We start from the raw sequence: 13772 nt of genomic DNA, 5'->3' as shown, positions 1-13772 counted from the left end.
AGCATGGACAGAACGGAAAGATCGCCGACCTGGCTTCTCCGCCCGCTTCACCCCATCAGGTGATTCAAACCGGAAGGACCAGGCAAGTCGGTAAATGCCCTTGAACCCGCCGACGGCGATCGACCCCCACAGGGGCCACCCGCACCCGACCACGAAAGCCGCACGGCCGGTGCGGGTGGGAACCGACAGACAGCCGAAGGCGAAGCCGGGGCCGAAGACTCGGCCCCGGCCCAGCGCAGCGGCTACGCGTCGATGCGCGAGCGGTCCAGCGTCGCCGCCGAGCTGGAGATGAACTCCTTGCGCGGCGCCACATCGTTGCCCATCAGCAGATCGAAGACGCGCTCGGCGGCCTCCAGGTCCGTGAGACTGATCCGCCGCAGCGTGCGATGGCGCGGGTCCATGGTCGTCTCGGCCAACTGATCGGCGTCCATCTCGCCGAGACCCTTGTACCGCTGGATGGTGTCCTTGTAGCGCACGCCCTTGCTCTGGAACTCCATGAGCTTGTCGCGCAGCTCACGGTCCGAGTACGTGTACACGTACTTGTCCTGCCCCTTCTTGGGCTGGACGAGCTCGATCCGGTGCAGCGGCGGCACGGCCGCGAAGACCCGGCCCGCCTCGATCATCGGCCGCATGTAGCGCTGGAACAGCGTCAGCAGCAGCGTGCGGATGTGGGAGCCGTCGACGTCGGCGTCGGTCATCATGATGATCTTGCCGTAACGGGCGGCGTCGATGTCGAAGGTCCGGCCCGACCCCGCTCCTATGACCTGGATGATCGCGCCGCACTCGGCGTTCTTGAGCATGTCGGTCACGGACGACTTCTGGACGTTGAGGATCTTGCCGCGGATCGGCAGCAGCGCCTGGAACTCGGAGTTCCGGGCGAGCTTGGCGGTGCCGAGCGCGGAGTCTCCCTCGACGATGAACAGCTCGCTGCGGTCGACGTCGTCGCTGCGGCAGTCGGCGAGCTTGGCCGGCAGCGACGAGGACTCCAGGGCCGTCTTGCGGCGCTGCGCGTCCTTGTGCTGGCGGGCGGCGATGCGCGTACGGGCCGCCGCGACGGCCTTTTCGAGCACCACGCGCGCCTGTGCCGCCGCGTCACGCTTCGTGGACGTCAGGAACGCCTTGAGCTCCCTGGCGATCACCGTGTTCACGATGCGCCGGGCCGCCGAGGTGCCGAGGACCTCCTTGGTCTGGCCCTCGAACTGCGGCTCGGCGAGCCGGACGGTGACGACCGCGGTCAGCCCCTCCAGGGCGTCGTCCTTGACGATGTCGTCCTCGGCGACGCGCAGCATCTTCTTGGTGCGCAGCACCTCGTTCATGGTGCTGCTCACGGCCGTCTCGAAGCCCGCGACGTGGGTGCCGCCCTTGGGGGTGGCGATGATGTTCACGAACGACTTCAGGGTCGTGTCGTACCCGGTGCCCCATCGCATCGCGACGTCGACCTCGAGCTCGCGGGTGACCTGGGTCGGGGTCATCTGACCGTGCTCGTCCAGGACCGGGACGGTCTCCTTGAAGGTGCCCTGCCCGGCGAAGCGGAGGACGTCGCAGACCGGCTTGTCGGCGGCCAGGTACTCGCAGAACTCGCTGATGCCTCCGTCGAAGCGGAAGGACTCCTCGCCCTTGCTGCCGCCGTCGCCGAGGCCGAGCTCGTCACGGACGACGATGGTCAGGCCGGGCACCAGGAACGCGGTCTGGCGGGCGCGCTGGTGCAGGTTCTCCAGGGAGAGCTTGGCGTCCTTGAGGAAGATCTGGCGGTCGGCCCAGTAGCGCACGCGCGTGCCGTTGCGGGTCTTGGGGATCTTCTTCGTCTTGCGCAGGCCGCTCTTGGCCTCGAACTTGGCCGCCGGGCCGTCGGCGGCGAAGGCGCCGGGGACCCCGCGCCGGAAGCTGATGGCGTGGGTGTGGCCGCTGCGGTCCACCTCGACGTCCAGCCGCGCGGACAGGGCGTTCACCACGGAGGCACCCACGCCGTGCAGACCGCCCGAGGCGGCGTACGAGCCGCCGCCGAACTTGCCGCCGGCGTGCAGCTTGGTCATGACGACCTCGACGCCCGACATGCCGGTCTTGGGCTCGACGTCGACCGGGATGCCGCGGCCGTTGTCCCGGACCTCCACGGACCCGTCGTCGTGAAGGATCACCTCGATGTGGTCGCAGTAACCGCCGAGGGCCTCGTCGACGGAGTTGTCGATGATCTCCCACAGGCAGTGCATCAGACCGCGACTGTCGGTCGACCCGATGTACATACCCGGGCGCTTGCGCACGGCCTCGAGCCCCTCGAGGACGAGCAGGTGCCGCGCGGTGTAGTTGGAACCGTCCCGGTCTGCTCCTGCCAGCAGCGCTGTGGACGGCACGGACGTCTCGGCGGTCACGCGGTTCGCTCCTCGCTGAATTTCAGGTTGCGCCCTGGTGGGTAAGGGCGCGGCTTCGGTCGCCGTCAAGAGGGTACCGAGGCCTGGTAGAGCCGTTGTAACGCCACCCTCGTGCGAAACACAGAGTAGTCCAGGATCGCATACTTGTTCGATCCCTCGATGGGGTGAAGTACATATCACGTTCCCTTCCAGGCATGAACCATTTAGGCTCCGGGCACGTCCTCATGAACAAACCGGCAAGCCAGCCGGGAGGACCGACCTTGACCAACAGCGCGAAACCGTAAGCACGACATCGACGCAATACGGCACATTCGCCGCCAAGCCGGCAGCAGCCGGCCGCCCCCGAAAAATTTCTCTCTGGGAGAAGCCGCGAGCGGGAACGTTTTGGGGCTGGTTGGATGTTGACCCTGGTACGACAGCTCGTCGAGCTAGAGAAGAGGCGACGTGACTACTGTTCTGACCCCCGCGAGCCCGCTGACGGCCGCTGACCGCTGCGACCGTTGCGGCGCCCAGGCGTACGTGCGCGTCGTCCTGCTCAGCGGCGGAGAACTGCTCTTCTGCGCCCACCACGGCCGCAAGTTCGAGCCGGAACTCAAGAAGATCGCCGCTGAGATACAGGACGAGACGGAGCGGCTGACGACCGTTCCTGCATCGGCGTCCGAAGAAGAGCGCTGACACCTCGCATTAACGACGAGCCAGCCCCGGCATAGGCCGGTCGACGGGCGGCAGCCCCCGAAATCAGGGGCTGCCGCCCGCGCTCGTACCCTGACGGCCCTCAGCGGCCTGCCCGTGGGCCCTCGCGCCCTCGAAGTTCCTCAGCGGCCTGCCGCGCGCCATCGCGCCCCAAGGTCCTCAGCGACCCGCCGGGGACCCTCGAGTCCCGAAGGCCTCAGCGGCCTGCCGCGCGCCCTCGCGCACCGGCCCGTCGCCCCATGGCGCGCACGACCTCGGACACCCGCGTGTACACGCCGGGACTGCCGGCGCGACCGCACCCGTTCCCCCAGGACACGAGCCCGATGAGCTTGCCCCGAGCGACGAGCGGCCCTCCGCTGTCCCCCTGACAGGCGTCCCGGCCCCCTGTCCGCTCCCCCGCGCACAGCATGCTGCCGGCCAGATACCTGCCGTCACCCCCGCCCGGATACGCCTGCCTGCACAGCGCGTCGGGCAGTACGTGCACCCGCGCCGCCCGCAGACCCCGCGGATAGTCGCCGGCGCCCGTGACATCCCCCCACCCGTAGACCACGGCCTGGGTCCCCGGCAGATAGGCCGGGTCGCCGGCACCCGCCATCCCGATCACCGCACTGGCGGGAAGAGCCTGTGTGAGGGTCACCACGGCGAAGTCGCCGCTGTTGCTGTCCTCGTCGTAGTCCGGGTTCACCCAGGTGCCACGGACAGGGATCTCCTGCCCCCGGCCGGAGATCAGGTCCGAGCGGCCGGTGATGACCTTGAAGTCGGGCACCTGCTCCGGTGACGACCCCAGCACCTCCTCGCTCAGACAGTGGGCCGCGGTCAGCACCGCGGACCGGCCGATCGCCACGCCGACACAGAACTGACCGGCCCGCGTACCCCCGAACCGGTCACGGCTGGACAGCGCCACGGTCCAGGGACTGTCGGACACATCGACCGGGAACCCACCGACGACGACACTGTCGGCGGCCGCGGGGGCGGCTGACACCAGCGGCATGGCGGTCGCCACGGCGGCCATAACCAGCGGCCGGGCCAGCGCCCGGGCAAAGGGACGACGCATGGCGCTCCTCACTCTTGGGTGGTCGTGGGAAACCCAGAGTGAGTCAGCCCGCGGCACCCCGCACCCGCGCGCCGGTACGAAGGCCCGGTCCCCGCTCGGGGACCGGGCCTTCCGCGTCGCAGGAAGCGCGTCGTAGGAAGCACGTAGGGCGGGTGCGACGTGGTCGAGGTAGTCGCGCAGTATGGATGGGTGAGCGCTGTGCTTGGCTTGCGTGGATGCAGGTGGGTGGGGAGCGCAGTCCGCGAAATATCTTGGATTGAGATGACCCGCCATGACCCTCCGCACGATGGCCCACCACCTCGGTCTGCCGGTTCGGCGCGACCCGCAGGAGGTAGCAAAGATCATCGAGGGACTCCGCCCAACGCTGGACGAGATTCCTGACGACAAGCGGGACCAGCTCGCCGCCGAGTGGACCAAGGTCCTCAGTGAGCGGCACTGGCACCGCCCTTACCTCAGGGACTGAGGCCCGCCTCCGGGTGTCGCAGTACGACCGCCACTGATCAGGAAGTGCGCCTGGCCGGCCAGAATGCCGTCAGAGGGGCGCTCACCTGGTCGATGGTTCAGGTTGGCTGCGGTTACTTCTGATCCTTTCGCCATCTCTCGTGTCCTGGTCGCCACCGCCATCGCATCGATCTCGATGGCGGCGATGTCGTTGACGACGACGCCGATACGCGTCCTCCGCCGCTCCTGGAGGAGGTGGTTGAGCAGAGTCGTCTTGCCAGAGTCGTATTGCTGGAACCGGGGAATCCGGCGAGAAGGACGACCGGAGCCTGCTGCGGAACTCGGCCCACATACAAGGATTGAATGGCGGCCCAGGATACGAGCCAGAAGAATCACCGCGAAGTGAACGATTGTCAGCAGCACTTGCCGGGCAGATGTTGGCTCCGGAGCGTGCGCCCCTCGCTTCCCTCTGTGCGCCTCCTGTCCGCCTCCCCGCCGATCATGGCCGCCTCTCGGCACTCCTGGTCGCCGCCGCCGGCGCATGCAGTAAGAGCTGCTGGCCAGGACCATCGACGAACTTTCGCTCGCCTCCGTGATCGACACCTACGCTCCCGACAGAGAGGCGTAGTGAGCCGCCGCCTGTTCTCCCAAGCCAACGCCTGGTATGTCCACGCCTGTTCGATGCCGCCAATACAAAAGCGCCCCCAACCCGCAAAGCAGCAGGTCAGGGGCGCCTCGGTAGATCTGGCTCAGTCCAGGTAGTCGCGCAGCACCTGGGAGCGCGACGGGTGGCGCAGCTTCGACATCGTCTTCGACTCGATCTGGCGGATGCGCTCACGCGTCACGCCGTAGACCTTGCCGATCTCGTCGAGGGTCTTCGGCTGACCGTCGGTGAGACCGAAGCGCATGGAGACGACGCCCGCCTCGCGCTCGGACAGGGTGTCGAGAACCGAGTGCAACTGCTCCTGGAGGAGCGTGAAGCTGACCGCGTCGGCCGGGACGACGGCCTCGGAGTCCTCGATGAGGTCACCGAACTCGCTGTCGCCGTCCTCACCCAGAGGGGTGTGCAGCGAGATGGGCTCGCGGCCGTACTTCTGGACCTCGATGACCTTCTCGGGGGTCATGTCGAGTTCCTTGGCCAGCTCCTCCGGGGTGGGCTCGCGGCCCAGGTCCTGGAGCATCTGGCGCTGCACGCGCGCGAGCTTGTTGATGACCTCGACCATGTGCACCGGGATACGGATGGTGCGGGCCTGGTCGGCCATCGCGCGGGTGATCGCCTGACGGATCCACCAGGTGGCGTACGTGGAGAACTTGTAGCCCTTGGTGTAGTCGAACTTCTCGACCGCGCGGATCAGGCCGAGGTTACCCTCCTGGATGAGGTCCAGGAAGAGCATGCCGCGGCCGGTGTAGCGCTTGGCCAGCGAGACCACCAGACGGAGGTTGGCCTCCAGCAGGTGGTTCTTGGCGCGGCGGCCGTCCTCGGCGATGATCTCCAGCTCGCGCTTGAGCTTGGGGGCGAGCTTGTCGGCGTTGGACAGCTTGTCCTCGGCGAACAGACCGGCCTCGATGCGCTTGGCGAGCTCGACCTCCTGCTCGGCGTTGAGCAGCGGGACCTTACCGATCTGCTTGAGGTAGTCCTTGACCGGGTCGGCGGTGGCACCGGCGGCGGCGACCTGCTGCGCGGGCGCGTCGTCCTCGTCCTCGTCGGAGAGTACGAAGCCGGCGCTCTCGGCGCCCTCGGGCTCGTCGCCGGCCTTGCCGGGCGCCGCCTCCTCGAGAGCCTCGTCCTCGAGAATCTCGCCGTCGTCCTTCTTGGCGGTCGTCTTCTTGGCAGCCGTCTTCTTGGCAGCCGTCGTCTTCTTCGCCGCCGTCTTCTTGGCGGTCGTCTTCTTGGCAGCGGCCTTCTTGGCGGGTGCCTCGTCCTCGATGGCGGGGTCGGCGGTGGGCACCGCGGGCGTGGCGGTGGCGGTGGCCTTCTTGGCGGTCACCGTCTTCGCCGCGACCGTCTTGGTGGCGGTGCGCTTGGCCGGACTCTTCGCTGCGACGCTCTTTCGGGTGCGCTTGGGCTCCGCGGCACTGACCATCAGCGTCACACCCTCTTCCTCGAGGATCTGGTTGAGGCTGCGCAGTACGTTCTTCCACTGAGTGGCCGGAATCTGGTCGGCTTCGAAGGCCCGACGCACATCGTCGCCGGCGATCTGCCCCTCAGCCTTTCCCCGCTCGATAAGAGCCATGACAGAGACGGACTCGGCGATCTCCGGCGGGAGCGTACGGGATGTGCTGGCCGACACGAACAACCTCTCGGAACGTTGAAAAACGGCTTCCGGCCCCGTCCACGGCGGACAGGAGCCGACCACCGGCCTGGGGATTGGACCGACGGTGCGGGCGAGGGCCGGGAAGACTCACAGCGCCTTTAACGGCGTCCGTATTCCCTCCGCGGCTGTCACCTCTTAGGTCATCGCGCTGTTTCCCCGAGTGTTACGCCCAATCTGCGTGGTCCGAGTCACATCCCGTAACCGATCAAAAGCACGCAGATACGGACAGAACTGGTCGTCAGCCGCTCGGACCATGCACTGTACGGCGATTCGGCCGCCCCGTCGCACCGTCGGACCTGCAGGATCCGCGAGGGATCCTGCAGGTCCGACGGGAGGGGGTGTGCGCAGGCCGGGAGCGCCACAGGAGGGGGAGGTGCCCCTGGCCGCGCCACCCTGGTGCGCGTCAGTGCTCGCGGGGTGCGGGCACAACGCGCTCCACCTCGGGGTGGACCGTGAGCAACTGGCGCATGGCCGCTTCGGCGGCCGCACCATCGCCGGTGGCGAGGGCGTCGACGATCCTGCTGTGCTGGGCCAGCGAGGCCTCGTTCGGCCGGTCACAGCCGGTCACGGGACCGCCGGAGACCTGGAGGGCGGCCGAGACGATCCCGGAGAGGTGCTCCAGCATGCGGTTGCCGGCGACCTGGATGAGCAGCGAGTGGAACTCGGTGTCGGCGCGGGAGAAGGTGAGGACGTCACCCTGCCCCATCGCGTGGCTCATGATCTCGACCATGTCGCCGAGCCGCTGCTGGACGTCGTCGCGCCCGTGCCCGGCGGCGAGGCGGGCGGCGAGCGGCTCGATCGTCCAGCGCAGCTCGCTCAGCTCCCGGCGCTGGTCGTCGCGCTGCGGCCCGAAGGCTCGCCACTCGATGATGTCGGGGTCGAGGAGGTTCCAGTCACTGACGGGGCGCACGCGCGTGCCGACGTTCGGGCGGGCACTGACCAGGCCCTTGGCCTCCAGAACGCGGAGCGACTCGCGGACGACGGTGCGGGAGACCTCGAAACGCTGGCCGATCTCCTCCGGCACCAGCGGTCGGTCGGCGCCCAGGTCTCCGGAGACGATCATCTGGCCAAGCTGTTGGACGAGTTGGCCGTGCAGTCCGCGTCCGCGGCTGCCCGCGGCGCGCCGGCCGACACGGCCCAGTTCTGGCTCCGCGCTGTCCCAGGCGGGGGCTCCGACGCGGTCGGCGACGGAGGCCTCGGCGTAGGGGTAGCGGTCGAGATCGCCCGGGCCGGCGAGACCGGAGTCGGCGGCGCGGGCGGCGGTCATCATGGTGTGCGCAAGGGTACTCACGGATCCTTTGTCGGCGCCCTCCTCAACTCCCTTGAGGTCTTTGGTGAAAAGCACACGAAAGGGTGATCGCTCACCCCGTCGCAATTGACGCCTTATCGGAAAGAAATGGGCTTTCCCCGGGGAGTTGTGAGCACGACAGATCGGGGAACGGCACGGACGGTCGTCATCGGACCCGGCTCCTCAGGGTCGTGTACAGATAGGCGCAGAGCAGCGCGGCGAGCGACAACGTCATTGCGCCGCCCACAGGTTGACCGATGACCCGCGCGGCCGCCGCGACATACCGCTCTCCGCCGAACGGCCACTGCGACAGGAGCACCTCCCTCAGCCGCAGCGGAAATCCGGCCGCCGTTCGAACGGACGGTCCTTCCAGGACCTTCTGTACGAGGGGTACGACGACGATGGGCACGGTGACCACCGCGGCGAGCCCGGCCGTGGTGGAGCGGAAAAGACCGGCGGCGAGCACGCCGGCCCAGGCGCATCCGACGACCAGTCCGATCCAACTCGCGCTCAGTGAAAGCCAGTCGGCGGGAACTTCCGCGAGCTCCCGTCCGTAGACGAGATAGAGCACCTCGATGTCGCAGCCCACGGTGAGGACGGCCAGCGCCAGCGCGGTGGCGGAGGCGACGAGGAGTTTCGCGGCCAGCAGCCCCAGCCGGCGGGGGACGGTGCCGCGATCCGCTGCCAGGGCGGGGTGGCGGAACTCATCGCCGAACGCGATCGCCCCGAGCAGCCCGGCACCGAGCGCCGCGGGCGGCAGCGGCAGCTCCCTCGGCCATGCGACCAGCAGGCGCGCGTGCGGCGTGTGCCCGATGCGGGCGAGCACCACGGCGGTGAGGGCGGACACCACGAGCACGACACCCGTGGTGACGAATCCCGTGCCGACGCCGAGCGCGCGACGGAGTTCGTAGCGGAGGGGTCGCAGAGGGCTGGGGGCGGGACGGACGGAGATGGGGGGCGGGAGATCGGGCAGGTCGTCCGCGACGTCGTCGGAAGCACGGGAGCCGGCGGCCCGAGCCGAAAGCTCACCCTCGGCCGCCTGCGCGGCCTCGGCGAAGTCCTCGCGTCCTGTGACTCCATCCTGCCCTTCGTCGGACGTCTGCGCCGCCTCGGAGGCCGACGAGAGATCACCGGCCGCGGCCCGCCTCCCGCCCTGCCTCGTCGCTGCGGCCCTGCGCCGTCGGCCACCGGCTCCGGCACCGGATGTGGTTGCGGCAGCGACTGTGGCCTGCGCTGCGTCGCCGTACGCCGCCCGCTGCTCCTCGTCGGCTCGCGGCTCGATCGAGTCGGAGTCCGTCTCGGGGCCCGGGCCCATGTCCCCGATCTCGTCGGCGAGTTGGTGTACGAGGATGCCGTTGCGGAAGGCGATCTCGCCGACGTCGGCGCAGCTACTGCCGTACACCGAGAGACGGTTGCCGCTCTCGCGCACGACCTCGACGGAACGGTGGGCGGTGCGCGCCTGCTTGCCGAGCAGGGTGGCCAGTCGCGAGGCGTGCGGGGTACGCACGGCGACGCGAGGACGCAGCCGGGTGCGTGCGAACTCTGAGGCGTCCTGGTCGGCGACGAGCCTGCCCCGCTCCAGCGTGACGACCCGGTCGGCGGTGCGCGCGGCCTCCTTGGGGTCGGCCGTGGTCAGCAGGACCGTGCCGCCCTGGGCCGCGTGTGCGCGCAGCGCGCCGTGCAGCCAACGGCGCTCGCGGGTCGTGAGCCCGTCCGCGGGGTCGTCGAGCACGAGGGTGTGCGGGTCGGCGAGGAGCGTGCAGGCCAGGCCGAAGCGGCGATCCATGCCGCGCGAGAGGGTGCCGAGGCGTTCGTCGCGCAGGCTGACGAGGCCGACCACCTCCAGGACCTCGTCGGCGCGCCGGGCCGGCACGCCCGCCGCGGCGCACAGCATGCGCAGATGACCGCGCAGCGAACGCGCCGGATGCCCGGGAACGTCGCCCAGAAGCACACCGACCTCGCGCGACGGATGCGCCATGCGATGCAGGGGGCGGCCTCTGAAGAAGGTGATGCCACGGCCCTGTTGGAGTTCGAGCATGAGTCTGAGCGCCGTCGTCTTGCCCGCTCCCGCCCCTCCGAGCAGCGCGGTGACACAGCCCGCCCGAGCCTCGAAGGACACATCGTCGAGGGCGGGGGGAAACTCCTTGCGAGGATTGCTGGTCAGTCCGATCGCCTGGATCACCCGCAGCAAGATAGCGCGCTATGTCCGTTTTTTCCGGTAGGGCAAGGCCCGCTCGGCCGACGGTATTCCGCACGGTCAGCCATCTGTACGGCCACCTGTTCACTCTTCGGCTCCGGGCCGGGATACGTCGGACCGTCTCCGGACCGGCGTTTCACCTCCGCCTCGCGCGTCAGACCTCGGGGCGCAGCATCGGCGGATTGAGCAACGTCGCACCACCGGCTCGGAAGAGTTGGGCGGGGCGGCCGCCCTGACGGGTGGTGGTTCCGCCGGTGGGGACGAGGAAGCCGGGCGTGCCCGTCACCTTGCGGTGAAAGTTGCGCGGGTCGAGCGCCACACCCCACACCGCCTCGTAGACCCGACGCAGCTCCCCGACCGTGAACTCGGTCGGACAGAACGCCGTGGCCAGCGAGGAGTACTCGATCTTCGAACGGGCCCGCTCCACACCGTCGGCCAGGATCTGCGCATGGTCGAACGCGAGCGGCGCCACCGGTTCGCCATCGCGCCCGTATCCGCCCTGCTGCAACAGTTCGTCGACCGGAGCCCAGCGGGCGTTGCTGGCATCGCCGCCCGCGCGGGGCGCGGGCAGATCCGGGGCCAACGCCAGGTGGGCAACGCTCACCACCCGCATCCGCGGATCCCGCTTGGGGTCACCGTAGGTCGCGAGCTGCTCCAGGTGTGCACCGTTGTCCTGTGCGGGGACCGCGGGGTCGTGCGCCCGCAGCCCGGTCTCCTCGGCCAATTCACGCGCGGCGGCCTGCGCCAGGTCCTCGTCCGCTCGTACGAACCCACCTGGCAGTGCCCAGCGCCCCTGAAACGGCGGTTCGCCCCTGCGCACCGCCAGCGCGCACAGGGCATGGCGGCGCACGGTCAGCACGACCAGGTCCACGGTCACGGCAAAGGGCGGGAAGGCTGACGGGTCGTAGGGCATGCGGCGATCATAGTCGTCTGCCTGACGATAAACACTCCCTTCGTCGAGCCCATCGACGGTTGATCCAATCCGGCACGGCACGAGGTGCTCTGGCCTCTGACGTGGCTCGTCCTGTCGCACGTCGCCGTGCGTGGTCACGTCGTGCGGCGCGCGAGGTCAGGTCATGGCGCACGAGGGCACCTCGGGTCGGACGAGGTCATCTGAGGTGCGGTGCGTCATCTCAGGTGCGGTGCGAGGTCGTCTCGGGTGCCGCATCAGGTCGTCTCGGGGACCGTGCGACGTCACGCTCGCAGTTGCAACTGAGGTGCGGGCGTCATCTGAGCGGGTGCAAGGTCATCTCAGGTGCCGTGTCGGGTCGGGTCGGGTCGGGTCGGGTCGGGTCGGGTCGGGTCGGGGATCGTGCGAGGTCACGCTCGCAGTTGCAACCCGTCGGCCGCCTCCTCGACCATGGCGAGGCCCAGCCGGCTGACACGTACCGAGAAAGGGGCCCCGGCGACCCGAATGCCGGTCAGGACGATCTCGCCCAGCGGCGCACCGCGCATGGGCCGCAGCGTGACTGTCCCCGCCGGGGCGTCCGGGCGGATGCCTGCCAGGGTGGTGAGGAGAAGTACCCCGGCTGCCGCGGACGTGGCCGCTGGGCGGCAGGCCGCCGGATGCGGGAGGGGAGCGCTTCCTTCGGCGCGTGCCTCCCCGGCGTACATGTCCGGGAGGCGGTGGCCGAACGCCTCCGCGGCCGCCAAGACGCCCCGCATCAATGCGCTCGCCTCCTTCTCGTAGTCGGCCACGGCGAGGCCGGCCACGGCGACCGCTGTCTCATGGACCCGCACGGCACCGCTGCGGTGACCGAACGGGTTGTACCCCGCCTCCTTCGCGCTCAGCCCGCGCAGCCCCCAGCCCGAGTCCATGGTCGGGCCGCCCAGCAGCCGGGCGAGTTGTTCGGTCTGCACCTTGTCGAGCAGGCCGGGGGCCAGTTCTCCCCCACCCAGAAGGCCGGTGTCGAGAAGGTGGGCGGCAGCGGCTCCCAGATACGGCACCGGGCGTCCATCCGGGGTGCGGGCGGCAGCGGGCCTGCCACCGCCCAGGTCGTCGATCCAAAAGTCCGTCCGGAACGCGGCCTGTAATTCCCTCGCCCAGTGCCGCAGCTCGGCACCGCCCGAGCCGCCGCAGGCGTCCAGCAGATCTGCGCCGAGCAGTGCCGCACGGTGAGCATGAGCCTGGGTCTCGCATCGGACGGGGCCGCCTGGGTGCGGGTCCGGCAGGTACGTACCGCCGCCGACGGCGGTCCGCAGCCAGCTCAGGCACCGCTCGGCCGCCGGCAGGAGTTCCTCGATCTCTGGCTCGGGCAATCCCCAGCGTCGGGCCTCCGCAAGTAGCGCGGGAAAGAGCAGCGTGGCCTCCGTGCCTGTGCAACCCGGCGGCAGATGCGTGCCCGCGTCGCGCCTCGGTCCGGGGATCATGCCGGACTGTGGTCCCTTGTCCCGGAGTTGGGTGCGGGCGAGGGTGCGCAGTGTGCCCGCGGCGAGCCTGGTGCCCAGGGGCAAGGACATCCGGGCGGCGCTGAGGGCCTCGGCCGGCGCCAGACCGCAGCGCCAGGGTGCTCCGGCGGCCAGGTGAGTGTCGGAGGGGTGAGCGGGGTCGCGCAGGAGGAGCCCTTGGAGATCCTCGATGCTCGTTCGCAGCAGCGCCCCCACCCTGGGATCGTCACCGGCGGCCCGAGCGGTAGCCAACGGGCTGGTCGCCGCCCTGCCCGCCGAGCGCACCGGTCCGGCTCCGTCCGGCCGCACCCTCAGCTCGATGTTCGCCACGCCGCCTGGAGGCAGCTCGAACTCCCAGCGCAGCAGTCCTGCCGATGCGAGCGCGTCGGTGGGCGGCGGGTCGGCCGAGACCGTCGAGTTGCCTCTGGTGGACGACCAGCGCAGGCCGGAGTCGTGGACGCTGGCGAGGAGTTCGGGCCCAGCGTTGCCACAGGCGATGGCTCCGAGGTCGGCCAGGTCCGTGGCCAGCGCGACCTCGACCGGCAGCCTTAGCGGGCGAACTGCCGCACTGCGCAGAGTGATCCGCTCGGTGCCGTCCGCGTGACGGGTCCTCTCGACGACGACGTCCGGGTCGGGGCCGGCCTGCGGGGAGGAACGCACCGTGCCCACGAAGCGAACGCAGTCAGCCGCGGTCATCCGGGCCTGCACGGCGAGTGGTTCACGTCCGGCCACGCGAATCTGGCAGCGCGAGAGCACACGCCGACCCGCGCGGTAGAACCCGTCGAGGCCTCGGCCGGTCAACTGGCCCTGATCCGTGGAGATCGCCAGGCCTGGCAGAGCCACGCAGATCAAGGCGTTGTGGGTGGGGGGCAGGGCGGCGGAGGTGCGTGCGGGGCCGGTGTGTCGCGAGGGAGGGGGGACCGGACTCGTCGGGCCTGTAGGCCTTATCGGGTCTGTCGGCCTTGTTGGCCGTGTCGGCTGCTGAGGAAGCTTGGTGTGCTGCTGCTGATCTGCCGGTGGTGGTGACCAG

9 protein-coding genes and 1 pseudogene are annotated in these 13772 nt (G+C 69.7%); 2 read left to right on the top strand and 8 right to left on the bottom strand.

All coding sequences use genetic code 11. The features are described 5' to 3' along the window. Positions 1 to 242: 242 nt before the first annotated feature. Positions 243 to 2366 carry a DNA gyrase/topoisomerase IV subunit B gene (locus ACZ69Q_RS00500; RefSeq protein ID WP_471033874.1) on the bottom strand — a complete coding sequence of 708 codons (2124 nt, stop codon included), beginning with the start codon at positions 2364 to 2366 and terminating at the stop codon, positions 243 to 245. Positions 2367 to 2810: 444 nt separating this feature from the next. Here ACZ69Q_RS00500 and ACZ69Q_RS00495 point away from each other — a divergent pair, with 444 nt between their 5' ends. Continuing rightward, on the top strand, positions 2811 to 3041 hold the full coding sequence (locus tag ACZ69Q_RS00495; protein ID WP_030790025.1) for a DUF7455 domain-containing protein: 231 nt from the start codon (positions 2811 to 2813) through the stop codon (positions 3039 to 3041). A gap of 214 nt (positions 3042 to 3255) precedes the next feature. On the opposite strand, the gene ACZ69Q_RS00490 is transcribed toward ACZ69Q_RS00495, so the two are convergent. Further along, a complete protein-coding gene (locus tag ACZ69Q_RS00490) occupies positions 3256 to 4113 on the bottom strand; it encodes a S1 family peptidase (RefSeq protein ID WP_471033873.1) in 858 nt (285 codons plus the stop codon). 271 nt (positions 4114 to 4384) lie between these two features. Here ACZ69Q_RS00490 and ACZ69Q_RS00485 point away from each other — a divergent pair, with 271 nt between their 5' ends. Next, positions 4385 to 4576, top strand: a complete 192-nt coding sequence (locus tag ACZ69Q_RS00485; protein WP_471033871.1) for a hypothetical protein — start codon at positions 4385 to 4387, stop codon at positions 4574 to 4576. Positions 4577 to 4725: 149 nt separating this feature from the next. Here ACZ69Q_RS00485 and ACZ69Q_RS00480 read toward each other — a convergent pair. From ACZ69Q_RS00480 to ACZ69Q_RS00455, 6 genes and pseudogenes are all read right to left on the bottom strand, one after another. After that, positions 4726 to 4910: pseudogene (locus ACZ69Q_RS00480) on the bottom strand (GTP-binding protein); the annotation flags it as partial. Positions 4911 to 5303: 393 nt separating this feature from the next. Next, entirely contained in the window at positions 5304 to 6845 is a 1542-nt protein-coding gene (locus tag ACZ69Q_RS00475) for an RNA polymerase sigma factor (protein WP_471033869.1), read from the bottom strand. Between the two features lie 427 nt (positions 6846 to 7272). Then, a complete protein-coding gene (locus ACZ69Q_RS00470) occupies positions 7273 to 8160 on the bottom strand; it encodes a FadR/GntR family transcriptional regulator (RefSeq protein ID WP_471033867.1) in 888 nt (295 codons plus the stop codon). 163 nt (positions 8161 to 8323) lie between these two features. Next, positions 8324 to 10339: an ABC transporter ATP-binding protein gene (locus tag ACZ69Q_RS00465; protein WP_471033864.1), complete on the bottom strand. Its 2016-nt coding sequence runs from the start codon at positions 10337 to 10339 to the stop codon at positions 8324 to 8326. Between the two features lie 169 nt (positions 10340 to 10508). Continuing rightward, positions 10509 to 11267 (bottom strand): NUDIX hydrolase, encoded by a 759-nt coding sequence (locus tag ACZ69Q_RS00460; protein WP_031486391.1) that lies wholly within the window; start codon positions 11265 to 11267, stop codon positions 10509 to 10511. A 407-nt stretch (positions 11268 to 11674) separates the two neighbouring features. Next, on the bottom strand, positions 11675 to 13615 hold the full coding sequence (locus ACZ69Q_RS00455) for a glycogen debranching N-terminal domain-containing protein (RefSeq protein ID WP_471039960.1): 1941 nt from the start codon (positions 13613 to 13615) through the stop codon (positions 11675 to 11677). Positions 13616 to 13772 lie beyond the last annotated feature (157 nt).

Source organism: Streptomyces sp. NPDC036764, assembly GCF_055609385.1.
This window is presented reverse-complemented; position numbering and strand designations above follow the sequence as displayed.